We start from the raw sequence: 24,074 nt of genomic DNA, 5'->3' as shown, positions 1-24,074 counted from the left end.
TTCTCTCCTCGGTCCGGTCGTCCGGCCGTGCGGCCGGGCGTCAGGTCTGACGCCGGCGGATCGGCGCCCGGGGCAGGTCGTTGACCGCCGCGGCCAGGTACGGCCCGACGAGCGCCAGGCGCGCCTCGCCGTCCGTGGCGATCTCCAGCCGGCAGCCGTCCGGCGTCAGCACGCGGACGGCGACCGGGTGGGTGCCGCACCGCCGCGCATCGCGCGTCGCCAGGGTGTACACGCCGGCCGACACCCGCGCCCGCAACGAGACGGTGCGGGCGAACACCGGTCCACGACGGACCGTCAGCACGTCGCCGGCCCAGGTCGCCCACATCGGCCGGGACCACCGCCGGCCGAGCCGGGGCCAGGCCGGCGACGGGTCTCCGCAGGTGCGGACCCGGCACCGGAAGGTCTCCCCGGAGTCGATGAAGCGCCGCCGGCTGCGCCACGCCGCGAGGTCCGCGCCGATGGCGGCGGCGAGAAGGACCACGATCACCAGTGAGATCAGCACGGGATCTCCTCCGCTCGGCTGTCGCCGTATGCTCGCCCGGCGCCGATTCCCGCCGCGCCATCCGCCGCGAGTGAGATGACGCGACCGCCGGCGACCGCGACGCCCGCCCTGACCGGATCAGCGTGCCGGGGCGGGCGGGGGCTGCGGGTTCTCGTCCGCCGGGAGGCGGCGTACCTCGACGAGGCGCAGCCCCAGACCGTGCAGGCGGGAGATCAGGCCGACCACCGCGGACTGGTCCGGTAGGAACCCGTGCAGCACGGTTTCCGGCGGTTCGACGCTGACGGTCAGGTCGTGGAGCTCCGACAGCAGTTCCGCCGGAATCTCCCCGGAGACCCTGACCTGGTAGGACGCCTCGGGCATGAGCCTTCCCTCCGTCGTCGGGTGCGCCGGTCCGTCATCCCGTGAACCTGCCGCTGCGCCTGCGCTGGGCTCGCATGAGGGAAACCTCGTCCGCGCCCGGGACGACGATCTGCGGGTCCGGGCGGAAGTCGAGGTCCGTGGCCCGCTCCTTGTAGTCGACAGCGTTGAGGATGACCTTGATGGTGTTCAGTCGCGCCCGCCGCTTGTCGTTGGAGCGGACGATCAGCCAGGGAGCGGCCTTGATGTCGGTGCGCACCAGCATCTCGTACTTGTGGTTGGTGAAGTCGTCCCATCGGTCCTGGGCCTGCAGGTCGATCTCGCTGAGCTTCCACCGGCGCAGCGGATCCGTCAGGCGCCGCTCGAAGCGGCGGGCCTGCTCCTCCTTGGTGACGCTGAAGTACAGCTTCACGAGTACGGTGCCCTGACGGACGAGGTCCTTCTCGAAGCCGGTGACGCCGCGCAGGAAGTCGTGGTACTCCTTCTGGCTGCAGAACCCGAAGACGCGTTCCACCATCGCGCGGTTGTACCAGCTCCGATCGAACAGCACGATCTCGCCGCCGGTCGGGAACTGGGCCACGTAGCGCTGGAAGTACCACTGGGACCGCTGGTCCTCGGTGGGCCGCCCGAGCGCGACCACGCGGTAGCGCTTCTCGTTCATGTAGCGGGTGACCCGCCTGATCGCCCCGCCCTTGCCCGCCGCGTCCCGCCCCTCGAACAGCACGATCATCCGCAGATCCTCGGCCTCCAGGTGGCGCTGCAGCTTGAGCAGCTCGACCTGCCACGGCCGCAGGCAGTGGTCCGCCTTCGCGGGCATCGTCTACCTCCTTCGGCCGGCCGGCTTCCAGCCTTCTCCGGCCGTCGTCGTGGTACGTCATCCCGGCCGGGTGACGTCACCGATCAGACCCAGCGAGCGGGCCCGGCGCACCGCTTCGTTGCGGCGCGAGGCGGAGAGTTTGCGCAGGATGCTGCGGACGTGGGTCTTGACCGTGTTGACCGAGACGTACAGCGTGGCGGCGATCTCCTCGGTCGGCAGCATGGCCGCCATGCCCTGCAACACCTCCATCTCGCGCCGGCTCAGCGCCTCGACGATCACCACGCCGCCGGGCTCCGCCGCCCGTGCCGGCCGCGGTACCTTGTCGCCCAGCAGCTCGCGGTACTGCCGGGCGAGCTCGTCGTCGTCGCGCAGCACCCGGCGCAGCTGGGCCCAGACCTGTTGGACGGCGCGGCGCTGGCACTCCGGTCCGGCGGCGCGCAGCGCGTGCCGCAGCGAGCCGCGCGCCCGTTCGGCGTCGCCGAGCTGCTCGGCGATGGTGGCCATCACGAGCCAGGCCTCCACGCCCGTCGGCGGAAGCAGCGCGGACGAGGCGAGCGTCGGCAGAAGTGTCTCGGCCGCCTGCTCCGGTGCCCCACCGGCGGCGAGAGCGGCGGCATGAAGCACCACGACCTCCGCCGGGTGCGGCGCGGTGAAGCGGCCGACGGTCTCGACCGCCTCGCCGGGCCGGCCGGTGAGGATCAGCAGGTGACCGTGGGACACGGCCAGCTCCCGGGCGAGCCACTGCGGAGGCGGGGTCCCGGGTGCGCTCAGCGCCTCCTCGAGCAGGCCGAGGGCACCTCGCAGCTCGCCGCGCGCCTGCAGCCGGCGCGACTTGACCAGGCCGTAGGCGGCCGCCGCGACACCGTCGGTCCGCGGATGATGCCGCGGGTCCGCGGCCCGCAGGTGACGTCCGGCCGCATCGACGTGATACCGCTCCATCGCGACCCAGGCCAGGGCCACGTGGGCCAGGACGGGTCTGCGGGCCGGTTCCAGCCCGCACTGGTCGGCGGCATCGAGGGCCTCGGTGGCCAGCTTCCCGGCACGTTCGAGCCGCCCCCGGTAGGCCTCGACGAGCGACAGGTGGGCCAGGGCGTCGATCGCCAGCCCCCGGCAGCCCGGCGCCGTCACGGTCGCGACCTGGTTCAGGCAGTTCATGGCCGCGTCGACGGCGCCGAGGTGGCTGTGCGCCAGGCCCCGGGCGGCCGTGGTCAGCGCGGGCAGCTCCGGACGGTTCGTCAGCACCGCGGCCGGCACCCGGCCGAGGGCCTGCGCGATGGCCGGGCTGAACTGCAGCACCTGGGGATGATCCTCGCGCGCCGCCGCCAGCAGGACGCCGAGGACCGAGTCGGCCAGCGCGAGGGCCTCGGTGTACTCCCACCCCCGGAGGATGACCAGTTCCTCGGCCCGGGCCAGGTGCCGGGCGCAGCGGTCGAGGGAGCCGTCGGCCAGCGCCAGCGCGGCGGCCACGACGGCGGCCTCGGCGTCGTCGCAGTCGTCCGGAAGCTGCCCCAGCAGCGCACCCAGCCGGCCGGTACGCCCCTCCAGCACGAGACGGCCGATCATGTAATGGTCGATGGCGATCGTCGCGGCGGTGTGCCAGTCCCGTGCCTTGACCGCGTGGCTGACCGCCTCGGCCGTCTGGCCGTGCGCCGCCAGCCAGGCCGCGGCGTGACCGTGCAGATCCGCCGTCCGTTCCGGAGCCTCGCACATGAGCTGGGCGCGCAGCAGCTCGGCGAACAACCGGTGGAACCGGTACGTCGTCGAGTACTCGGCCGTCGGCTGGACGAAGGCATTGCGCCGCTCGAGCTCCGCGAGCAGCCGCCGGGCGTCGGCCCGCCCGGTGACGGCCCCGGCCAGCTCGGGGGTGAACGTGTCCAGAATGCTGGCTTCCAGGAGGAAAGCCCGGACATGCGGTGGCTGGACCCGCAACACCTCGTCGACGAAGTACTCCGCGATGGTGGCCTCGTTGCCGGTGATGGTGTCGACCAGGTGTTCGGCGTCGCGGTGGTCCTGCAGGGCCATGGCGAACAGGCGCAGGCCGGCCGCCCATCCCTCGGTGTGCTCCAGCAGCGACGCCAGCCTCGGCGGGCTCAGCTCGACGCCGTGCAGGGCCAGCAGATCGGCCGCCTCCTCGGCGGTGAAGGCGAGGTCCTCGCTGCGGATCTCGGTCAGCCGTCCGGCGAGCCGGTAGCGGTGCAGCGGCAGGGGCGGATCCCAGCGGCCGATCAACGCCAGCCGCAGCACCGGGCTCGTGTGCCGCAGGACGAACTCCAGATCCGCGGCCCACTGTTCGCCGCTGAGGCTGGACGCGCCGTCGAGGACGAGCAGCAGGGGCATCTCCTGTTCCGACAGCTCTGCTGCCAGCCGAACCAGAAAGGACCTGTCCACGCCGGTGCCTGAGGTCAGGGCCGTCAGCGACGGAGAGACGGCGACTCCGGCGCGGCGCAGCGCCGCCACCACGTACGTCCAGAATCCCGATGCTTGGTCGTCCTCGTCCTCCAGGGTGATCCAGGCCACGGCGGTGTGCGCGGCCTCGCCGCGCGCCCAGGCGGCCGCCAGTTGGGTCTTGCCGCTGCCCGCCGGACCCACCACCAGCGTGACGGGGGCGTCTCTGCGGGCGTTGAGCGTGTCGAGCAGGCGGGGACGTGCCACCATGAAACGTGGTCGTTCGGGAATCTCGAACTTGGACTCCAGCAGCGGATCGACGTCCGCCTCCGGACCGATCACAGGCGTGGTGACAACGAGATCAGCACGCACGTGCCCTCCCTCCTGTGCGGCAGACACGGAGCTTCGCCTCCAGCCTCGTCGCCGCGCGGACCCTCCACATCGTCCGAATCGGATAATTTCGAGGTACTCCTCCCCGGCGGATGGTGCGCCGCGCGGCCCGGGGATGTCTGCTGCTCAGCGGTATCCGATCGCCTTTTCGGAGGTGCGCGATGGCAATGCGGACGGCTCACCCGACAGCGGCGGCGGCCCACCCGGCGCCGGAGGTCAGGCAGGCGGCGGGACGGGCGGCCCGCGTGCGGACGGCCGTCGAGGCGCACGCGGCCGTGCCGGACGACCGCGACCGGCCCGATCCGGTCGGCCTGCTGACGGCCCAGGACGCGACCCGGGTGGACGAGCTCGTGCCGATCCGGTACGGCCGGATGCTCACCTCCCCGTTCGCGTTCTTCCGCGGCGCCGCCGTCGTCATGGCGGCGGACCTGGCCCGGACCCCCGTCTCCGGACTGATGTGCCAGGTCTGCGGCGACGCGCACCTGAGCAACTTCGGGCTGTTCGCCTCGGCGGAGCGCCGGCTGGTGTTCGACGTCAACGACTTCGACGAGACCCATCCCGGCTTCTGGGAGTGGGACGTCAAGCGCCTGGCGGCGAGCCTGGTCGTCGCGGCCCGCGACAACGGCCTGCGCCGCAAGGTCCGCGCGGCGGTCGTGCGCGAGTCCGTGGGCCGGTACCGGCAGGCGATGCACCGCTTCGCCGCCCAGCGGGAGCTGGACGTCTGGTACGCCCGCGCCGATCTCGAGGAGGTGACCGCCCTGCTGCGCGACCAGATCAGCAAGGCCGGTCGCAAGCGCATCGCCGCCGCCCAGGCGAAGGCGCGGACGCGCGACAGCATGCAGGCGTTCCGCAAGCTGACCGCGCTGGTGGACGGGCAGCGCCGCATCGTCGCCGACCCGCCGCTGCTCGTGCCGCTGGTGGACCTGCTGCCGGACACCGGCCGGGCGGAGCTGGAGACACAGATGCGCGACCTGCTGGCCGGTTACGCGGACACCCTGACCGGGGAAAGACGGCATCTGTTCCGCTCGTTCCGCTTCGTGGACATGGCTCGCAAGGTCGTCGGGGTGGGCAGCGTCGGCACCCGTTGCTGGGTCGTGCTGCTCAGCGGCCGTGACGAGGACGACCCGCTGCTGTTGCAGGTGAAGGAGGCGCTGCCCTCGGTCCTGGCGCCGTACGTGGCGGCCGGACCCGCGGCCACCTGGCGCAGCGAGGGGGAGCGGGTCGTGTCCGGCCAGCGGCTGATGCAGGCCACCGGCGACATCTTCCTCGGCTGGCAGACGTTCGCGGGCATCGACGGGCGCACCCGCGACTTCTCCGTGCGGCAACTGCGGGACTGGAAGGGCTCGGCCCTCGTCGCGACGATGGACCCCGAGGCGCTGCGGGTGTACGGCGCCGTCTGCGGCTGGACCCTCGCCCGCGCCCACGCCCGCACCGGCGACCGGATCGCCATGGCCGCCTACCTCGGCGACGACGCCGCCTTCGACCAGGCCCTGGTGGAGTTCGCCGAGGCCTACGCGGACCGCAACGAGCGCGACTACCAGTGCCTGGTCGCCGCGGTCCGTTCCGGCCGGGTCTCCGCCCGCGAGGGCGTCTAGCGCGGGTATCGACGTCGACCGTGGGCGATGCCCGCCGGCCAGGAGATCATGATCACTGTCGATCGGCGCGCGGCGTACGCCGTGACCGGCCGCCCTATATTCGGGCGCGGGCCGCATCGAGGCGGCCCGGCAATCAGGGGGATGATCCATGCAGTCGAGAAGAATGATGCTGTTCGCTACGGCGGTTGCCGGTACGGCGATCGGCGCTCTCGTCGCCGGTGGCGCGATCGGCGGCAGCACCGGGACTCCCGCATCGGACAGCGCCGACCTCGCAGGCGGCTCGATCGGGGGCTTCAACGGGCTGACCACGGCAGCCATCCCGGGAATCGGCTCGGGTGGCGGTGGGCACCCACGCGGGACGGACGCCCTCTCCGGCACGGGCGTCGGTGGCGGCGGGGTCGGGCGCGGCGCGGAGTTCCTGACCGGCACCGGGTCGGGTGGCGGAGCCTTCGGCAGAGGCGGGGAAACCGGCACGCTCTAGAGCCGAGGAGCCCGATCGAGCGGACTGGTGTCGTTCCATCGGTTGCGCAGTGGCGGGTGCCCCCGGTGGACGGCCGGGCACCCGCGCACCAAAGGCGTCCTGAGCGGCGTTCAGGAGGCGGTGTCCGCCGTGGTCTTGTGGAGCCGGCCGTGGAACAGGCCGAGGCGGTAGAGGCGCTCCAGCCGGCGTACGGTGAACGGGTGTGAGCGCGGGAGCTGGGAGAGCCCGACCCAGAATCCGCGCAGCGCCCGGCCCTGGCGGACCAGTTCGTCCACGTCCACGACGTTCTCGGTGTGCCGGCCCGAGGCGAGCAGCACCAGGCCGGTCATGCCCTGGGGCGACAGGTGGGCGCCGTGCCGGTCGCAGGAGTACTCCCGCAGCCGGGACAGTGCCGGCCCGAGCAGCGGGATCCGTTCGGAGTACGCCACGGACAGCTGGTACCACAACGACACGTGGTGCAACCGGATGTGCCCGAGCTCGTGTCCCAGAATGAACCGCAGACCGTCCTGGTTGTGGTGGTACAGGTTCACGAACAGCTCGTTGGACAGCACGACGTAGTCGTGGCCGGTCGCCTGGGCGGCGAAGGCGTTCAGGGTGCCGTTGCCGTTGCTGAGGTAGATCTGCGGGCGGCGGCGCAGCCCGAGCCGGTGCGCGAAGTCGTCCGCCGTGCGGTACAGGTCGCCGTACTGGCGCGGTGAGAGCTCCACGGCGGTGCCGCGCACGGACGCCCGCTGCGTCTCGCGGATCACGATGAGCGCGGGGACGAGGAGCAACAGGGCGAGGAGCGCGGACCGCACCGCCGTCGCCCATCCGGACTCCGCGAGACGTTCCGGAAGGTACGGCAGCATCACGGCGGCCTGCACGATGGCGACGACGATGAGCACGTTGAGGATCGCCATGAAGGTGTAGAACGGCAGCTCGGCCGGGTGTCGCAACGGGCTGTGGGCGGTGGTGTGCTGGCGCGTCGACGTCGACACAGTGTGCTCCTCTTCCCGGGGACCGATGGTCGGGCACAGCGTCCGCCGCACGCGCGACCGCCGCCTCATCCCGGCTGGATGGCAGTGGTGTCCACCGCCGGCTCACCCTGCGGAGATGAGGCGGGAGCTCGGTCCCGGGCGCGACGATGGCGTCATGATCGACCCCGGAACCGGCGGCGTGTCGGTGCTGCCCGCCTCGACGCGGCCCGCGCAGCGGTGGCTGGCGCGCTTCGCCTTCCTCGCCGTGGCCGCCGCGACGGTCCTCGTGCTCGCCGTCGCGGGCCTGCGCGGCGGTGTCGCCCTGCTCGTCGTCGCGGTGGCGGGCATGGCGGCCGCGCTCGCCGGGGTGTGGTGGTTCCTGACCCACCGCGGAGTGCTGCGCTGGCTGGCCGCCGCGGTCATGGTCCTCGCGCCGCTGACCGTCGCGGTGCTGTACGCCCGCGCCCGGCTCGTCTGGGTCGTCGTGGTGTTCGCGCTGCTCTGGTCGGCCGCCCTGGCCGCGGGGCGGCAGGCCCTGGCGGCATCCGCGGCCGGGCCCCGCGAGTACGACACGCCACCGCCGCGCCGCCCGTACCTGATCATGAACCCACGCTCCGGCGGCGGCAAGGTCGGCCGCTTCGACCTGGTGCGCAAGGCCCGGGCGCTCGGCGCCGAGGTCGCCCTGCTGGACGGCGCCGGCACGGACGTGGCCGGGCTGGCCCGGCAGGCCGTCCGCCAGGGAGCCGACCTGCTGGGTGTCGCCGGCGGCGACGGCACGCAGGCCCTGGTGGCCGGGATCGCCGCGGAGCACGGGCTGCCCTTCATGGTCGTCTCGGCGGGTACCCGCAACCACTTCGCCCTCGACCTGGGACTCGACCGGGAGGATCCGGCCACCTGCCTCGAGGCTCTCACCGACGGGGTGGAGCTGCGCGTGGACCTCGGCCTGGTGGGATCACGGACGTTCGTCAACAACGCGTCGTTCGGCGCGTACGCGGCCGTCGTGCAGAGCCCGGCCTACCGCGACGACAAGACCCGGACCACCCTCGACCTGCTGCCCGGCCTGCTGACCGGCCAGCGCGGCCCCGGGCTGCGGCTGTCCGCGGGCGACACGGTGGTGGCCGGCCCGCAGGCCGTGCTCATCAGCAACAACCCGTACGCCACCGGCGACATCGCGGGCCTCGGGCACCGGCCCCGGCTCGACACCGGCGTGCTCGGGGTTCTCGCCGTCACGGTGCACCACGCGTTCGACGCGGCCGGGCTGGTCCGCGGGCGGCGGCGGTCGGGGGCGCTGACCGTGGTCACCGCCGACGAGGCGGTGATCGACGCCGATGCGCCGTCGGTGCCCGTGGGCGTCGACGGCGAGGCCCTGACCATGCCCACGCCGGTGCGGTGCGCGATCCGGCCGGGCGCGCTGCGGGTCCGGGTGCCGCGGCGGCGCCCCGGCACCGGCGTGCCCCGGCCCGAGCTGGACTGGACCCGGCTGCGCCGGCTGGCCCTGTCCGGCGGCCGGGCGTGACCGCACCGGGCGCCGCCGGCGTGCTCGTCGTCGCGCACCTGTCGGACCTGCATCTGGGCGCCCACGATCCGCAGGCCGTGGAGTCGGTGGTCGCCGACGTCGCGGCCGTGCGCCCGGCGCTCACCGTGGTCACCGGCGACTGCACCATGCGCGCCCGGGTCCGCCAGTTCCGCCAGGCGCGCGAGCTGCTCGACCGGCTTCCCGGGCCCCTGCTCGTGGTCCCCGGCAACCACGACGTGCCCCTGGTCAGCGTCGCGCGGCTGGTGGCGCCGTACCGGCGCTACCGGCGTCTGGTGCAGCCGGGCCTCGACCCGGTGGTGCGGCTGCCCGGCCTGACCGCGCTCGGGCTGCACTCCGCGCCGGCCTGGCGCTGGAAGAGCGGCCGGGTGTCGCGGCGTCAGGGCGACGCCGTCGCGACCGTCCTCGGCGCCGCGCCCTCCGGGTCGGTCCGGCTGTTGGCGCTGCACCATCCGCCCCGGGCGACCGGCCTGGCCCGGGTAGCCGGTCGCGGGCGCCTGTTCCGGGCCCTCGCGGCCGCCCGGGTGGACCTGCTGCTGGCCGGGCACACCCACGTGCCGGCGGCGGGCCTCGTCCGCGTGCCGGGCACCCGGCACCGGCTGGTCGAGGTCGTGGCGGGCACCGCGGTCAGCCGGCGTACCCGGGGAGTCGGCCGGTCGTGGACCGTGATCCGGGTGGACGGGCAGGGGATCGCCGTCGAGGAACGTCTGGAGACGGCCTCCGGCTGGTGTCCCGGTGCCACCCGACGGTGGCCGCGCCGGCGGTGAGTCAGTGCCCGACCCGGATCATCGCGGTCCGGGCCAGCTTGTCGTGGACCGCCTGCCGGCGGCGGTCCACCAGGGCCCACACCGCGCCGACCGGAAAGTACGCCAGCACCACCGCCCGGACGATGGCCGACGGCCAGGACAGGCGAGGCGAACGGACGGCGACGACCCGCAGGCCGAGCAGCGCCATGGCGGGGGTCCGGCCGGCCAGCGCCCAGAACAGCGCGTGATAGGCCGCCAGCAGGGCGGGCAGCACCAGCAGGTATCCGGAGGCGACGGCCCGGGAGATCTCCTGGACGCCGACGACCGCCGCGATCACGCCGGCCACGGCGGTGGCGCCGGTGAAGAGGACGGCGACGATGACGGCGTCCAGCACGTACGCGATCGTCCGGCTGACCGGCCCGGCGTACTCGCGCGGCACTCTCACAGGTCGCCCGGCGGTGCCGGCTGCGGTCCGGACCCGTGGTGGAGCATGCGGGAGGTCAGCCGGTCCACCGCGGTGTCGCCGGCCTCCGCGCCGGCCCGCAACCGGCCGACCAGCTCGTCGACCATGCTCTCGCGCTGGCCGCGGATGAGCGTGCGAATCCGGTCGGGCTCCTTCTCCAGCAGCAGCAGGACGTCGTCGAGCACCGCGTGCACGACCGGGCGCAGCACGCGCCGGAGCTGGTTGTCCACGATGCGGTCGACCAGTGGGGAGGTGGCGACGGCCGCGACCGCCGCTTCGGCCGCCTGCGCGGTCCGCCGCCGGTACCGTTCCCGCTCGGCCGCACCGCGCTCGGCCCACTCGCGCAGGTGCCGCCGCCGCTCCTCGGCGACCCGGCGGAGGTCGCGGACCAGGCGGGCCGCGGCCGCCTCCGCCTCGAACGCCGCGCCCACCGCCGCGTCGCCCCACAGGGAGATCCTTCGTTGCGCAACCGGGTCCGTGGTGGTCATGCCCCGACGATGCGGCCTCGCGGCCCGGGCCGCGCCACCCGGAAGGGATGAAAACACGGATGCAGCCGGACCCGGTCCGGCTGCATCCGTGGTGATGCGCTGTCAGCGGCGACGGCGGGACACGCGCCGCGCCGTGCGGCGGGCCGTGCGCCGGGCCACCCGGCGGGATCCGAACACGTCCGTACCTCCTCCTTCTTCGTCGGCGGCGGCCGTCAGCGGGCCGCCGCGGTCTCGAGGTCGTGCAGCTCCTTGGCCTCCTGCGCGGTCGCCAGGCCGATCTCCACGAGGTCGAGGGGGCTGATGAACCCGTCGCCGATCCGGTAGCCGCCGGCCCGGAAGATGGCGTCGCGCAGCGGTACGGCCCAGTGGTGCTCGATCAGGAGCAGTGCCGCGGCGCTGTCGTTGGGGATCTCCTCGATGATGTCCCACGCGTCCGCGTCGGTGAAGGCGTGCAGGCCGGTCGTCGCGGCGGTCTCGGCGCCCGCCGCGGCCCCGGCCTCCATGCCGGCCTCGCCCTCGATGCCGAGCCCGACCAGCGCGCCGATCTTGCTGCCCAGCTCCACCGCCTCCTCGGTGGACAAGTTGCTCAGGTGCTCGACCTCCAGGTCGCCGCGGGCGTCCTTGTAGACGGCGAGCGCGTCGATGACGCGCACGGTGTCGCTCTTGCGGAGCTTCTCCAGCTCCGCGATGACCTCACCGTGGAAGTTCGGCTGGGAAAAACCCAGGACGATCATCTGGACCGGACCGATGGACATCTGCTGCAACTCCCTTCCCGACCGGACAGAAGGGCGAGAATCACCCCGCAGCCGATGGTCCTGTGCCACCCGTGGCGCCGCCTCATCCATCGAGGGTGACCGGCCTGTGCCGGGGTCGTCCTGGCACCGCACGTGGATCAGTTCGACGCCGCAGCGGTCCAGCTCGGCCAGCAGCCGCCGGAGCCCCTCGGCGGACAGGCGCGCGTGGATCGTCGACTGCCGGCTCACGGTCCGGCAGTGGACTCCGGCGAACGCACAACGCAGGACCGGGCCGATGAAGCCTTCCACACAGATCTCATAGCGCACGCCCATGGCGACACCCTGCCCGGGCGCGCCGGCCAGTGCTTCATTCGTACGGAATGAGGCCCGTCGCGGCGGCGCATGGCTGACTGGGTGCCCGGTGCAGTTCAGCGAAGGGATGTGTACGGATCATGGCAACACTCGTCGCCATCGGCTACCCCGACGAAACCACCGCGACGGCCGCGTCGCTGGAGGCCCAGCGGCTCGCCAACGACCTCATCATCCAGCCCGACGCCATCGCGTCGATCATCCGTGACCGCGAGGGGAAGTTCCACGTCACCACCAACCACCACGCGGTGAAGGGAGGCACCACCTGGGGCATGTTCTGGGGTCTGCTGTTCGGCCTCCTGTTCTTCATCCCGGTTCTCGGCATGGCCGTCGGCGCCGGCCTGGGCGCCCTGATGGGCAAGATGACCAAGGGTGCGATCAACAAGGAGTTCCAGTCCCAGGTGCGTGACATGCTCCAGCCCGGCACCTCGGCGCTGTTCCTCGTGGTCGAGCAGGTCACGCCCGACAAGGCCGTCGAGGGACTGGCCCGCTTCGGCGGCACGGTGCTCAAGTCCTCGCTCTCCAAGGAGACCGAGGTCGAGCTGCAGAAGGCGCTGCACGGCGAGGAGACCAGGACGTCCACCGAGTAGCCGGGGCAGAGGTGCCCGGCCGGCGGCCGGGCACCGCACAGATCGCGGAGGATGCGATGTCGGCAGAGGGTGCGCCGTACGCCGGCGTGGAGCACAGCGAGGCCACGGCATGGGTCGCGGTGGTGCTGCTCGGTGGGGTCATGCTCGTCCTGCTGGGTGCGGTGCACGCCGGCACCGGCGTCGTCGCCCTGCTGCGCCCGGAGGCGCTGGCCGGCGGCCGCGCGGATCTGCTGCTGCCCGTGGGGCTGACGGCGCTGGCCTGGTGGCACCTCGTGATCGGCGCCGTCGCCGCGACGGCGGGCGTGGGGCTGATCCGCGGGCTCCGCTGGGCGCGCGTCACCGCGATCCTGCTGGCGGGTGCCGCCGCGCTGGTGAACTTCGCCTTCGTGGCCGTCCATCCGGTGTGGTCCGTCACCGCCATCGCCATGACCGTCATCGTCATCTATGCGGTGGCCGCGCACGGCGCCGAGGTGGCCGGCGCGTACGGCCGCACATGAGGGGGACCGGCATGTGGCGCAGGCGGATGCCGTGGGCCCGGGTCCCGCTGCGCCGCGGCACGGACCGGGTGCAGGCGTGGCTCACGCTGGTCCTGGTCACGACGACACTCCTCGCCGCGCCGGGCGCGGCATGGTGGGCGGCGAGCACGACCTATCGCGGCGTCGCGCAGGCGGTCGCCTGGGACCGGCAGCATCGCGTCCCGGTGGTGGCCGTCCTGGTGGAGGACGCGGCCGGCCCGGACGGCGGCGCGGGGCCCGGGGCGGGAACCGTCCCGGTGCGGGCCCGGTGGACCGGGCCGGACGGCGCGGCCCGGTCCGGAATGATCTCGGCCCCGGCCGGCACCCGGGCCGGCAGCCCGGTGCCGATCTGGCTCGACGACCACGGCCGGACGGTTCCCAAGCCCGCCCGGCGCAGTCCCGTGGCGGACGCCATGCTGGCCGCGGTGCTGGCCGGGGGCGCCGTGGTCGCCGGCCTCGGCGGCGTGCGCCGCATCGTCGTCTGGCGCCTCGACCGCCGGCGGCTGCGCTCGTGGGAGGCGCAGTGGCAGGTCGTCGGACCGCAATGGAGCCGGCGATGACACCGCCCGGGCTCGCGCTCGTCCGCCGAGGTGAAGGGGTGTGCCAGCGCGCCGGCGCCGCCCCGGCCCGGGCCGGCCGCGTCCTGGAGCGGCTGGACCGCCTGCAACAGCGGCGCGCGATGCTCGGATTCCCGTTCGCCGTGCTCCGCAAGTACGCCGACGACGGCGGCGGCCGGGAAGCGGCTCTCATCACCTACTACGGCTTCCTCAGCATCTTCCCGGCGCTGCTGCTCGCGCAGACGGTCGTCGCCAGGGTCTTTCCCGAGCGTGCGGAGCTGCGGCACCGGCTGTTCCTGGCCATGGTGCCGCCGTCGTTGCAGTCCACCGTCGCAGGCGCGGCGGATGCCCTGCCGGAGTCCGCTGCGGCCTTCATCGCCGGGCTCGCCGGTCTGCTGCTGGCCGGCACCGGGGTGGTCTTCGCGGCGTCGCAGACCCTGAACCATCTCGCCGCGGTGCCGTACCGGCGGCGGACCGCACGAGTGTCCGGTCCGGTCCGGGTGGTGGCGGCGCTGCTGCTCATCCTGGGCGGCGCGGTCACCGTCGGCGGCCTCGTCGTGGTCGTCACGGCGTACCCGGGCCTGCCGGAGGCGTCCCGGGCCGTGGCGGTCGCCGGCGAGGGTGCGATCGTCTTCGTCGTCCTGGTGCTGGTCGCCCGCCTGCTGCTGGCCCGTCCGGCGCCCGTGCGGGCGCTCTGGCCGGCCGCGGTGCCCGCTGCGGTCACGATCACGTTCACGCTGGAGCTGGGCGCGGCCGTCCTGCCCGGGCTGGTGCGGCGGGCGGGGCCCGTCTACGGAGGATTCGCCACCGTCGCGGGCATGTTCACGCTGCTGTACGTCCTGAGCAACGCCCTGGTGCTCACCGCGGAGATCGCCGCGGTGCGCGAGGCCCGGCTCTGGCCGCGTGCCCTCGACCGGGGCCGGCCCACCGAGGCGGATGCCCACGCCCTCGCGCTCCTGGCCCGGGAACAAGAGCGCGTCCCGGGTCAGCGCATCGAGTCCCGCCTGCGAAGCAACGCTTCCTAGCCCGGCGCGGACAGCAGGGCGGCCGTGGCCAGGATGCCGAGCCCGTTGACCGCCCAGTGCAGCCCGGCCGGCGCCAGCAGGCTGCCGCTGCGCCGGCGCAGCTCGCACAGCACCGCCCCGGCGGCCGCGGTGAAGACCACCGCGCCCGCCACGGCGAGGAGCTGCCCGTTCCGGCCCGGCCCCACGATCTGCGCGACGGCCGGGTTCACGCGGTGCAGCCGAAGCGACGGCAGCACGTGCCAGAGGCCGAACAGCCCCGACGACACGAGGGTCGCCAGGGTGGCGCCGCCCCGCCGGTGCAGCAGTCCCCAGAGGACGCCGCGGAAGGCGACCTCCTCGAACAGGACGGTGCCGAGGGGGACCAGGAGCAGCGCCGCCGTCACCGCAGCACCGGGACCGCTGCGGTACCGCGTGTCCAGGAACGCGGGGCGCAGGGCGGGTATCAGGGCCGCCACCGCGTACCCCGCGGCGACCACCGACACGCACACCAGGGCGTACGCCGCGCCGCGCCGCCACGATCGGCGGCCGATGCCCACGTCGTCGGCGCTCAGCCCGGCACCGCGGGCCAGCGCCAGCAGCCCCGCGGCCCCGAGCGGCCCGGCGAGCAGCATGGCGCCCGGCGGCCCGAACCGCCCGGCGGTCGCGACCGCCACCAGCACCGCGACCGTCGCGCACAAAGCGGGACCGGTCGCCGTCTCGCGGGTCGACGGCCTGGCTGCCACCCGTTCAGGGTCCGCGCCACGCCCCGCGGCTGCCTCATCCCTCCCGGATGCCCGGGGACGCCGGCCGGGTCACTCCGCAGGGATGAAGGCCGGGCCCGGCATGCGGTCGATGCTGGCACCGACGTCCCCTCCGAAGGCGGCACAGCCGGCCGTCCCGGCACGGCAGTGCGGCCACGGGAAGGACACCCAGCTCGAGGGAGGCCCAGGATGATCAAGAGAAGTTCGCGGCGCCGCGGTAAGGCCCGGGCCCGCACCGGCGCGGTCGGCACGGCCGTCGTCGCCGGCGCCGTCGCGGTCGTCGGCGGGATGACGGTCGCGGTGCGGAAACGCTCGGCGCGCCGTGCCCGGGGCACCGGTACGCAGACCGCCGCCGGCCCCGCCCCGGTGACCACCGACAGCCCAGGAGGACCCGCGGCTCCGGCCGTCGTGTCCTAGCTCGATGGAGACCCGTCTGAGCGTCCGGGGCAACGCCGTACAGCCCCTGCTGCTGATGTTCCCGGCCGGTCTGCTGACCGTGGCGGTCATCCTCGACGTGTTCCAGCTCCTCGGCACGCCGAGGCTGCTCGGCGCGCTCGCGTACTGCACGGTCGTCGCCGGGCTGGTGGGCGGCACGGTGACGGCCGTCGCCGTGCGGATCGACAGCCTGGTCGCCGGGGGCGGGCGGCGGGAGACCGTGCGGTCGCTGCTCGATCTGGCCGTGCTGGTGGTGTTCGCCGTCGTCCTGCTGGTCCGGATGCGCACACCGGACCGTACGGCGGGGCCGGGCCTGGTGGTTCTCGAGGTCCTGGGCCTGGGCCTGGCCGGATTCGCCCTGTGGTTCGGCGCCCGGGACGCCGGCAGTCGTTTCGATCGGAGGACTCCATGCCGCACCGTCGCAGGATCTCGGCCCGGCGCTCCCACACCGCGCCCGGTGCCCGGGACGTCCGGCCGGCCCGGCCGGACTACGGCATCCTCGTCGTCATGCCGTTCCTGGCCGCAGCGGGCGGGTCGCTGATCGCGTGGGCCGTCGAGTCCGCGGTGGACCGGCGCCGCGCGGGCGGGCGTACGGTCGCCGGCCGGTCCCGCACACCGGACGTCAGGACCGGCGAACCCGTGCCCGCGGAAGGTCTGTGACGGCCGCGACGCGATCGCCGGGCTGAGCCGTGACCCCGGGCGCCCTGGCACTCGTCGTGGCCGTCGTGTTCGCCTGGGGCACGTTCTCGGGCAGGCTGGAGCGCGCCGGCCTCACCGCACCGATGGCCTTCGTCGCCGTCGGTGTGCTGCTGGCCGGTGTCTCGCACGTCGGCGGGCAAGCCGACGCGGCCGGCATCATGGTGCTGACCGAGGCGACACTGGTCTGGGTGCTGTTCTCCGACGCCGCCCGGGTCGGCCTGCGCGAGTTCCGTGCGGACGCCGGCGTGTACGGCCGGCTGCTCGCGCTGGCCCTGCCGCTGACCGTGGTGGCCGGCGCCGCCGGCGCCTGGGTGATCCTCGACCTCCCGGCGCCCTGGCTCGCGCTGCTCATCGGTGCCGCCCTGGCGCCCACCGACGCCGCCCTGGGCGCCGTCGTCATCTCCCATCCGGCGGTGCCGGCCCGGATCCGGCGCCTGCTCAACGTGGAGAGCGGGCTGAACGACGGCATCGTCACCCCGATCGTGATGGTGGCGCTGGCCGGGGCCGCGTCGGCGCCCGGACACGCGGGCGCCAACGTGGTCGCCGCCGGCCTGCAGCTGGCCGGCGGTGCGCTGATCGGCGCCGGAATCGGCGCGGGCGGCGGGTGGCTGCTGCGGGTGGCGGCACGGCGGCGGTGGGCGGCCGACGGCTTCGCCGGTCCCGCGGTCCTGGCCCTGGCGCTGGCGACCTACGCGGGATCGCTGGCCGCTCACGGCAACGGGTTCGTCGCCGCCTTCGCCGGCGGCGTCGCCTTCGGGCACGTCGCCGGCCGGGGTGGTCCGCTGGAGGTGTTCTACGTCGAGCAGACGGCCGACCTGGCGTCGCTCCTGGTCTGGCTGCTGTTCGGTGCCGTCGCGGTTCCTCTGCTGTACGGCGTGGTCGACGGCGCTCTGGTGCTCTACGCCGTGGTGAGCCTGACCGCCGTCCGGATGATCCCCGTCGCCCTGAGTCTCGCCGGCACCCGGCTCGGGGCCCGCACCGTCCTCTTCGTCGGCTGGTTCGGCCCGCGCGGGCTCGCCTCCGTCGTCTTCGCGCTGCTGGCGGTGGAGCAGCTCGGCGAGGGCGCCGGCCCGGCCGTGGCCGTCATCGTCCTGACCGTACTGCTCAGCGTGGTGGTCCACGGCCTGACCGCCGGTCCGCTGGCCGCCCGCTACGGCGCCGGCGCCCGGCGGCACCACCCGGCGAAGGCGTGACCCAGCCGGACACACCATCCGCACCTCATTCGCGCCAGATGACGTGTGTCCCGGCGACCCCGGCCAAGCTCGGGACATGAGACGCATTCCATGGATCGCCGTCGTGGCGACGTCCGTGCTGGTCGGAGCCGGTGGATGCGGCACGGACCAGCCACCGGTGTGTGCCAGCCTCGCGTCCGTGCAGGCCACCATGAACCAGGTACGGCACGCCAACATCAGCGAGAACGGCCTGGCGTACCTGAAATCGACCCTGCAGGAGCTCAAGCTGGACCTCCAGCAGCTGGCGACCGACGCGCAGGCGCAGTTCGCGCCGGAGGTCGAGGAAGTGAAGGCGGCCGCGGCGCAGGTCTCGGCGAGCGTGGACTCCGCCCGGGCCACCCGGGACGCGGCGGCCGTGGCCTCCGTACGGGCGTCGCTGACCACTCTCCAGGCCAGCCTCCTCGATCTCCGCACCGCCCTGTCGGCCACCTGCTGATGGCCGGGGCGAGCGCGGCGGGCCGCTGGGTCCCCGGCCTCCGGATGCTGCCGGACTACCGGCGGAGCTGGCTGCCGAAGGATGTCGTCGCCGGCCTGGTCCTGACGACGCTGCTGGTGCCCCAGGGCATGGCGTACGCCGAGCTCGCCGGCCTGCCGCCGATCACCGGCCTCTACACCACCGTGTTCGGCCTGCTCGGCTACGCCCTGTTCGGCGCCTCGCGGATCCTGGTGGTCGGGCCCGACTCCTCGCTCGGGCCGATGATCGCCGCCGTGCTCATCCCGATCGTCGGGTCCGGCGGCGATCCGGTCGTGGCGATGGGCCTCGCGTCGATGCTCGCGTTGCTGGTCGGCCTGACCATGACCGTGGCCGGTGCGGCGAAGCTGGGCTTCGTCGCGGACCTGCTGTCGAAGCCGACGCAGATCGGCTACATGAACGGCCTCGCGCTGACCATCCTGGTGGGACAGCTGCCCAAGCTGTGCGGCTTCTCCGTCGACGCCGACGGCCTCATCGGCGAGGCGGCCGGCTTCCTGCGCGGACTGGCCGCGGGCGATGTCGTGCCGGCCGCGCTGGGGGTGGGTCTGTTCACCCTGGCCGTCATCGTGGCCCTGCAACGCTGGCTGCCCAAGGTCCCGGCGGTCCTGGTCGCGGTCGTCGGTGCGATCGCCGCCACCTGGCTGCTGGACCTGGGCGGGCGCGGGGTCGAGCTCGTGGGACCGCTGCCGGCCGGGTTCCCGCCGTTCACCCTGCCGCACGCGTCCTGGTCGCAGCTCGCGCTGCTGCTGGTCGGCGCGGTCGGCATCACGATCGTGTCGCTCACCGACACCATCTCGACCGCGTCGTCCTTCGCCGCCCGCACCGGTCAGGAGATCCGGGCCGACCAGGAGATGAAGGGCGTCGGCGCGGCGAACATCGCGGCCTCCTTCTTCCAGGGCTTCCCGGTCAGCACCAGCGGGTCCCGCACCGCCGTCGCCGAACAGTCGGGCGCCCGTACGCAGGTGACCGGCGTCGTGGGTGCGGCCGTCATCCTGGTGATGCTGGTCCTGACCCCGGGACTGTTGCGGGACCTGCCGCAACCCGCGCTCGGCGCCGTGGTGATCGCCGCGTCGCTGTCCCTGGCCGACATCCCCGGCACCCTCGCGCTGTGGCGCCGGCGCCGCACCGAGTTCGCCGTGTCGATCGCGGCGTTCCTGGGTGTGGCGCTCTTCGGCGTGCTGCCCGGCATCGGCATCGCCGTCGGGCTGTCGGTGCTCAACGTCTTCCGCCGGGTGTGGTGGCCGTACCAGACCGTGCTGGGGCGGGCCCCGGGCGTGCCGGGCTACCACGACGTGCGCTCGTACCCGGACGCCGAACGCCTGCCGGGGCTGGTGCTGTACCGCTTCGACGCCCCGCTCATCTTCGCCAACGCCCGGGTGTTCCGCGACCAGATCCGGGGGCTGGCCCGCACGGAACCGGCGCCGCGCTGGATCGTGCTGGCCGCGGAGCCGGTGACGGACGTCGACACCACGGCCGCCGACATGCTGCAAGCGCTCGACACCGAGCTCGACGCCCGCGGCGTGTCGCTCGTGCTGGCGGAGCTGAAGGATCCCGTACGGCGCAAGCTCGACCGGTACGGCCTGACCGGCCCCCTCGACCCGGCGCATTTCTTCCCCACGCTGGACGACGCGGTGGCGGCCTACCGGGCCCGTACCGGCGCCGAGTGGGCGGCTCCGGTGCCGTCGCCGGGGCGGGACGGCGCCGGCGGCTGAGTGCTCATCCTCGAGGGGTGACGTGTGCGCCGCCGGGCGTGGCGACCATGGCGGCATGACGATGGCAGATTCCTCCGGGTCCGAGCAGCGACGGCTGCGCGAGGCCGGCACGACGGGCGCCGGCTGGCGCCGGTGGGGTCCCTACCTGAGCGAACGGCAATGGGGCACGGTCCGTGAGGACTACAGCGCCGGCGGTGACGCCTGGGGGTATCTCACGCACGATCAGGCGCGCAGCCGCGCGTACCGGTGGGGCGAGGACGGCATCGCCGGCTTCAGCGACGACGAGCAGCGGCTGTGCCTGGCGCTGGCGCTGTGGAACGGGCGCGACCCCATCCTCAAGGAGCGGTTCTTCGGGCTGACCAACGCCGAGGGCAACCACGGCGAGGACGTCAAGGAGTACTACTTCTACCTGGACGCCACACCCACGCACTCCTACCAGCGGATGCTCTACAAGTACCCGCAGCGCGAGTATCCGTACGCCGACCTGGTCGCGACCAACCGATCCCGCGGCCGCGACGAGTTCGAGTACGAGCTGCTCGACACCGGAGTCTTCGCCGACAGCCGGTACTTCGACGTCGTGGTGGAGTACGCCAAGGCCGCGCCGGAGGACGTGCTGCTGCGGGTGACCGTGCACAACCGCGGCCCCGATCCGGCCGAGCTGCGCCTGCTGCCGACGCTGTGGTTCCGCAACACCTGGTCGTGGGGCTCCGGCGGCGCCCGGCCGTCGCTGGGGGAGGTGCCGGGCGTGCCCGGGGCCGCGGTCGTCGTGGCCCGCCACGCCGAGCTGGGCGACCGCTGGCTGCTCTGCCAGGGCGCGCACCGGCTGCTGTTCACCGACAACGACACCAACACCGAGCGGCTGTTCGGCACGCCCAACCCGTCGCCGTACGTCAAGGACGGCATCGGCCGGTTCGTCGTCGGTGGCGACACCACCGCGGTGAACCCCACCGCGACCGGCACCAAGGTCGCGGTCGACGTCCCGCTGACCCTGCCTCCCGGCGGCTCGGCGACGATCCGGGTGCGGCTCACCGACCAGGCGGTCGTCGCGGGAGCCGGGGACGGGCGCACCGCGGCGGAGGACTTCGACGAGATCGTGCGGCAGCGCCGGGCCGAGGCCGACGAGTTCTATGCGGGCGCGCTGGCGCCCGAGCTCGGCGACGCCGAACGGCAGGTGGCCCGGCAGGCGCTCGCCGGCATGCTGTGGAGCAAGCAGTACTTCGGCTACGACGTGGAGCAGTGGCTCACCGAGCACGGCCTGGACCCGCTCGACGCCCAGGGGATCCGCAACGGCGACTGGTTCCACCTGCTGGCCCACGACGTCATCTCGATGCCCGACACCTGGGAGTACCCCTGGTTCGCGGCCTGGGACCTGGCGTTCCACGCGGTCACCCTGGGCCTGGTGGACGTCGACTTCGCCAAGGGACAGCTCGACCTGCTGCTGAGCCGGCGCTACCTGCACCCCAACGGCCAGGTCCCGGCGTACGAGTGGAACTTCGGCGACGTCAACCCGCCGGTGCAGGCGTGGGCCACCTACCTGCTGTACCAGTTCGAGAAGTCGCGGACCGGCCACGGCGACCGGGCCTGGCTGGAGAACGCGTTCCACAAACTCGCCAAGAACTTCACCTGGTGGGTCAACCGCAAGGACGTCGACGGGCGCAACGTCTTCCAGGGCGGCTTCCTCGGCCTGGACAACATCGGCGTCTTCGACCGCAGCGCCCCGCTGCCCACCGGCGGGCACCTGGACCAGGCGGACGGCACCGCGTGGATGGCCCTGTACTGCCAGAACATGCTGCAGATCGCCGTCGAGCTGGCCGCGGAGGACCCGGTCTACCTGGAGCAGGCGCAGACCTTCTTCGAGCACTTCGCCTGGATCGCGGTCGCCGTCAACCGTACGGCCGGCAAGACCGAGACCATGTGGGACGAGGAGGACGGCTTCTTCTACGACCTGCTGCGCACGCCCGGCGGCGGCGCCACGCGGTTGCGGGTGCGCTCGATGGTCGGACTGCTCCCGCTGGCGGCGGCGACCGTGCTCGGCCCGGAGGTGACGGCCGGGCATCCGGAGCTGCTCGACACCGCCCGCGACTTCCTCGCCCGCCATCCGAGCGTGGCGTCGGTGCTCTCGCACGGCGGCGCCCGGGGCGCGAACGGCAACCGCCTGCTCGCGCTCTTCGACGAGTCGCGCCTGCGCCGCATCCTGGCCCGCATGCTCGACGAGGACGAGTTCCTCAGCCCGTACGGGCTGCGCTCGCTCTCGCGCCACCATGCCGGGCGGCCGTACGAGCTGGAGGTGGACGGCCGCCGGTTCGAGGTGTCGTACCTGCCGGCGGAGTCCCGCAGCGGCATGTTCGGCGGCAACTCCAACTGGCGCGGCCCGATCTGGTTCCCGATGAACGCGCTGATGATCCGGGCGCTGCTCAACCTGTACGTCTGCTACGGCGACGAGTTCACCGTCGAGTGCCCGACCGGCTCGGGGACCCGGATGACGCTCTTCGAGGTGGCCCGGGAGATCTCCGACCGGCTGATGCGGATCTTCCTGCCGGACGCCGCCGGGCGCCGCCCGTGCTACGGCGGTCAGACGATCTTCGCCGAGGACGAGCACTGGCGCGAGCTGGTGACGTTCTCCGAGTACTTCCACGGCGACGACGGGGCGGGCCTGGGCGCCAGCCACCAGACCGGCTGGACCGGGCTCGTCGCCGTGCTGCCCCACATGTTCGCCGGCCTGACGGGCGAGGAACTGCTCGCACACGGCCTGATCGGCGGCCGGCGCGAGCGGCCGGGAAGGGACACCCGATGACCGGATGGCCGTCGCATCCCGTGGTGTACGAGGTGGACACGCTGCCCTGGCTGACCGGGCTGAGGCGGTGCCTGGGCCCCTCGGCGACGCTCGCCGACCTGCCGGCGCGGGTCTGGGACGAGCTGGCACCGGCGGGCACCGACGCCGTGTGGCTGATGGGAGTGTGGGAGCGCAGCCCGGCGGGCCTGGAGGTGGCCCGCCACGACGCCGGGCTGCAGCAGGCGTTCCGGACGGCACTGCCGGATCTGACCCCCGCGGACGTCGCCGGGTCGCCGTACTGCGTACGCCGGTACGTGGTCGACGCCCGGCTGGGTGGCCCGGCCGCGCTCGCCGTGGCCCGCGCGCAGCTGGGCCGGCGCGGGTTGCGGCTCATCCTCGACTACGTGCCCAACCATGTCGCCCCCGACCACCCGGCCGTGACGGCGCACCCGGACTGGTTCGTGCAGGGCACCGCCGCGGACCGGGCGGCGGCACCGGAGGCATGGTGCGAGATCGGCGGACGGGTGCTGGCGCACGGCCGCGACCCGTACTTCCCGCCGTGGCCCGACGTCGTCCAGCTCAACGCCTACCGGGGCGAGGTGCGCCAGCGCACGGCGGAGGTCCTGGGCCACATCCTCGACCAGTGCGACGGCGTCCGCTGCGACATGGCGATGCTGCTCACCAACGACGTGTTCGGCAAGACCTGGGGCGCGCACGCCGGTCCGGCGCCGTTCGAGGAGTTCTGGCCGGTGGTCGTCGCCCGGCTGCGCCGCCGGCATCCGGGGGCGGTGCTGATCGCCGAGGCGTACTGGGACATGGAATGGACCTTGCAGCAGCACGGCTTCGACTTCTGTTACGACAAGCGCCTGTACGACCGCCTCGCCCACGAGGATGCCGGCGCCGTACGGATGCACCTCGGTGCCCGCGTGGACTATCAGCGGCGGCTCGTGCGATTCATCGAGAACCACGACGAGCCGCGCGCCGCCACCGCGTTCGCCGGTGGACGCGACCGCGCCGCCGCGGTGGCCGTCGCCACGCTCCCGGGCGCCACGCTGTGGCACGACGGCCAGCTCGAGGGGCGGCGGACGCAGCTGCCGGTGTTCCTGGGCCGGCGCCCGGACGAGCCGGTCGACGGCGAACTGGCCCGGTTCTACCGGCGCCTGATGGTCGCGGCGGCCCAGGTGCGGCGCGGGAGCTGGATCCTGCTGGGCGCCACCGGGTGGCCGGACAACCCGACGCATCACGACCTGCTGGCCTGGGCCTGGCACGGCAGCCTCCCGCACCACCTGATCGTCGTCAACCTGGCCGGCCACGCCTCGCAGGGCCGCGTGTGCCTGCCGTGGGAAGCCCTGCGCGGCCACGACTGGAAGCTCACCGACCTGCTGGACGGACAGGTCTACCGGCGCGACGGCGCCGAGCTCGCGGGTGCGGGCCTCTACGTGGATTTGCCGCCGTGGGGCGCCCACGTGCTGGCCCTGGAACGGCGCTGACCGCCCCGCGGGCCCCG

At 73.8% G+C, this 24,074-nt stretch carries 26 protein-coding genes; 17 read left to right on the top strand and 9 right to left on the bottom strand.

What is annotated here, in order from left to right; genetic code table 11:
- Positions 1-40: 40 nt before the first annotated feature.
- The 4 genes from IEY99_RS08240 to IEY99_RS08225 form a co-directional block, all read right to left on the bottom strand.
- Positions 41-502: a hypothetical protein gene (locus IEY99_RS08240; protein ID WP_229798335.1), complete on the bottom strand. Its 462-nt coding sequence runs from the start codon at positions 500-502 to the stop codon at positions 41-43.
- 117 nt (positions 503-619) lie between these two features.
- Positions 620-862, bottom strand: coding sequence for a DUF8691 family protein (locus IEY99_RS08235; RefSeq protein WP_189201063.1), 243 nt, complete (start codon positions 860-862; stop codon positions 620-622).
- A gap of 34 nt (positions 863-896) precedes the next feature.
- Positions 897-1,676 (bottom strand): polyphosphate kinase 2, encoded by a 780-nt coding sequence (ppk2, locus tag IEY99_RS08230; RefSeq protein WP_189201061.1) that lies wholly within the window; start codon positions 1,674-1,676, stop codon positions 897-899.
- A gap of 57 nt (positions 1,677-1,733) precedes the next feature.
- Positions 1,734-4,433, bottom strand: a complete 2,700-nt coding sequence (locus tag IEY99_RS08225; RefSeq protein ID WP_189201059.1) for a winged helix-turn-helix domain-containing protein — start codon at positions 4,431-4,433, stop codon at positions 1,734-1,736.
- Positions 4,434-4,612: 179 nt separating this feature from the next.
- On the opposite strand from IEY99_RS08225, the gene IEY99_RS08220 reads away from it, so the two are divergent.
- Positions 4,613-6,046: a DUF2252 domain-containing protein gene (locus tag IEY99_RS08220; protein ID WP_229798333.1), complete on the top strand. Its 1,434-nt coding sequence runs from the start codon at positions 4,613-4,615 to the stop codon at positions 6,044-6,046.
- Between the two features lie 148 nt (positions 6,047-6,194).
- Positions 6,195-6,527, top strand: a complete 333-nt coding sequence (locus IEY99_RS08215) for a hypothetical protein (RefSeq protein WP_189201057.1) — start codon at positions 6,195-6,197, stop codon at positions 6,525-6,527.
- A gap of 110 nt (positions 6,528-6,637) precedes the next feature.
- On the opposite strand, the gene IEY99_RS08210 is transcribed toward IEY99_RS08215, so the two are convergent.
- A complete protein-coding gene (locus tag IEY99_RS08210) occupies positions 6,638-7,504 on the bottom strand; it encodes a M48 family metallopeptidase (RefSeq protein ID WP_229798331.1) in 867 nt (288 codons plus the stop codon).
- Between the two features lie 154 nt (positions 7,505-7,658).
- Between IEY99_RS08210 and IEY99_RS08205 the strand changes: the two genes are divergently transcribed.
- Both IEY99_RS08205 and IEY99_RS08200 read left to right on the top strand, forming a co-directional pair.
- Positions 7,659-8,999, top strand: coding sequence for a diacylglycerol/lipid kinase family protein (locus IEY99_RS08205; RefSeq protein ID WP_189201053.1), 1,341 nt, complete (start codon positions 7,659-7,661; stop codon positions 8,997-8,999).
- Positions 8,996-9,784 (top strand): metallophosphoesterase family protein, encoded by a 789-nt coding sequence (locus IEY99_RS08200; RefSeq protein ID WP_229798329.1) that lies wholly within the window; start codon positions 8,996-8,998, stop codon positions 9,782-9,784. Before IEY99_RS08205 ends, IEY99_RS08200 begins: the two co-directional genes overlap by 4 nt.
- Before the next feature lies 1 nt (position 9,785).
- Here IEY99_RS08200 and IEY99_RS08195 read toward each other — a convergent pair whose 3' ends face one another.
- The 3 genes from IEY99_RS08195 to IEY99_RS08185 form a co-directional block, all read right to left on the bottom strand.
- On the bottom strand, positions 9,786-10,208 hold the full coding sequence (locus tag IEY99_RS08195) for an RDD family protein (protein ID WP_229798327.1): 423 nt from the start codon (positions 10,206-10,208) through the stop codon (positions 9,786-9,788).
- Complete coding sequence (locus tag IEY99_RS08190) at positions 10,205-10,714, bottom strand: hypothetical protein (protein WP_189201051.1); 510 nt, start codon at positions 10,712-10,714, stop codon at positions 10,205-10,207. Before IEY99_RS08190 ends, IEY99_RS08195 begins: the two co-directional genes overlap by 4 nt.
- 212 nt (positions 10,715-10,926) lie before the next feature.
- Positions 10,927-11,469, bottom strand: a complete 543-nt coding sequence (locus tag IEY99_RS08185) for a hypothetical protein (protein WP_189201049.1) — start codon at positions 11,467-11,469, stop codon at positions 10,927-10,929.
- A gap of 132 nt (positions 11,470-11,601) precedes the next feature.
- Here IEY99_RS08185 and IEY99_RS08180 point away from each other — a divergent pair, with 132 nt between their 5' ends.
- The 5 genes from IEY99_RS08180 to IEY99_RS08160 all read left to right on the top strand — a co-directional run bounded on the left by IEY99_RS08180 (position 11,602) and on the right by IEY99_RS08160 (position 14,504).
- A complete protein-coding gene (locus tag IEY99_RS08180; protein WP_189201047.1) occupies positions 11,602-11,832 on the top strand; it encodes a hypothetical protein in 231 nt (76 codons plus the stop codon).
- 68 nt (positions 11,833-11,900) lie between these two features.
- Positions 11,901-12,407 carry a DUF1269 domain-containing protein gene (locus IEY99_RS08175; RefSeq protein WP_189201045.1) on the top strand — a complete coding sequence of 169 codons (507 nt, stop codon included), beginning with the start codon at positions 11,901-11,903 and terminating at the stop codon, positions 12,405-12,407.
- Between the two features lie 56 nt (positions 12,408-12,463).
- Positions 12,464-12,904: a DUF7144 family membrane protein gene (locus IEY99_RS08170; RefSeq protein ID WP_189201043.1), complete on the top strand. Its 441-nt coding sequence runs from the start codon at positions 12,464-12,466 to the stop codon at positions 12,902-12,904.
- Positions 12,905-12,915: 11 nt separating this feature from the next.
- On the top strand, positions 12,916-13,482 hold the full coding sequence (locus IEY99_RS08165) for an Rv1733c family protein (protein WP_189201041.1): 567 nt from the start codon (positions 12,916-12,918) through the stop codon (positions 13,480-13,482).
- A complete protein-coding gene (locus tag IEY99_RS08160) occupies positions 13,479-14,504 on the top strand; it encodes a YhjD/YihY/BrkB family envelope integrity protein (protein WP_229798326.1) in 1,026 nt (341 codons plus the stop codon). Before IEY99_RS08165 ends, IEY99_RS08160 begins: the two co-directional genes overlap by 4 nt.
- Here IEY99_RS08160 and IEY99_RS08155 read toward each other — a convergent pair.
- The gene (locus tag IEY99_RS08155) at positions 14,501-15,226 is read right to left on the bottom strand and encodes a CPBP family intramembrane glutamic endopeptidase (RefSeq protein WP_229798324.1); all 726 of its coding nucleotides are present in this window, start codon (positions 15,224-15,226) and stop codon (positions 14,501-14,503) included. The genes IEY99_RS08160 and IEY99_RS08155 overlap by 4 nt on opposite strands.
- 207 nt (positions 15,227-15,433) lie before the next feature.
- Here IEY99_RS08155 and IEY99_RS08150 point away from each other — a divergent pair, with 207 nt between their 5' ends.
- From IEY99_RS08150 to IEY99_RS08115, 8 genes are all read left to right on the top strand, one after another.
- On the top strand, positions 15,434-15,661 hold the full coding sequence (locus IEY99_RS08150) for a hypothetical protein (RefSeq protein WP_189201039.1): 228 nt from the start codon (positions 15,434-15,436) through the stop codon (positions 15,659-15,661).
- 4 nt (positions 15,662-15,665) lie between these two features.
- Complete coding sequence (locus IEY99_RS08145) at positions 15,666-16,220, top strand: DUF2231 domain-containing protein (protein WP_189201037.1); 555 nt, start codon at positions 15,666-15,668, stop codon at positions 16,218-16,220.
- A complete protein-coding gene (locus tag IEY99_RS08140; protein ID WP_189201035.1) occupies positions 16,187-16,339 on the top strand; it encodes a hypothetical protein in 153 nt (50 codons plus the stop codon). Before IEY99_RS08145 ends, IEY99_RS08140 begins: the two co-directional genes overlap by 34 nt.
- A 29-nt stretch (positions 16,340-16,368) precedes the next feature.
- Positions 16,369-17,571: a cation:proton antiporter domain-containing protein gene (locus IEY99_RS08135; protein WP_229798322.1), complete on the top strand. Its 1,203-nt coding sequence runs from the start codon at positions 16,369-16,371 to the stop codon at positions 17,569-17,571.
- A 76-nt stretch (positions 17,572-17,647) separates the two neighbouring features.
- The gene (locus tag IEY99_RS08130) at positions 17,648-18,046 is read left to right on the top strand and encodes a hypothetical protein (RefSeq protein WP_189201033.1); all 399 of its coding nucleotides are present in this window, start codon (positions 17,648-17,650) and stop codon (positions 18,044-18,046) included.
- Positions 18,046-19,794 carry a SulP family inorganic anion transporter gene (locus tag IEY99_RS08125; protein ID WP_189201031.1) on the top strand — a complete coding sequence of 583 codons (1,749 nt, stop codon included), beginning with the start codon at positions 18,046-18,048 and terminating at the stop codon, positions 19,792-19,794. Before IEY99_RS08130 ends, IEY99_RS08125 begins: the two co-directional genes overlap by 1 nt.
- Positions 19,795-19,849: 55 nt before the next feature.
- Positions 19,850-22,588 (top strand): MGH1-like glycoside hydrolase domain-containing protein, encoded by a 2,739-nt coding sequence (locus tag IEY99_RS08120; RefSeq protein WP_189201029.1) that lies wholly within the window; start codon positions 19,850-19,852, stop codon positions 22,586-22,588.
- Complete coding sequence (locus tag IEY99_RS08115; RefSeq protein ID WP_189201027.1) at positions 22,585-24,057, top strand: alpha-amylase family glycosyl hydrolase; 1,473 nt, start codon at positions 22,585-22,587, stop codon at positions 24,055-24,057. The genes IEY99_RS08120 and IEY99_RS08115 overlap by 4 nt, the downstream gene beginning before the upstream one ends.
- Positions 24,058-24,074 lie beyond the last annotated feature (17 nt).

It is taken from the genome of Couchioplanes azureus (assembly GCF_014648355.1).
Taxonomy (GTDB): Bacteria; Actinomycetota; Actinomycetes; order Mycobacteriales; family Micromonosporaceae; genus Actinoplanes; species Actinoplanes azureus.
The sequence above is the reverse complement of the archived record's forward strand: the minus strand, read 5'-3'. Positions and strand labels throughout refer to the sequence as shown.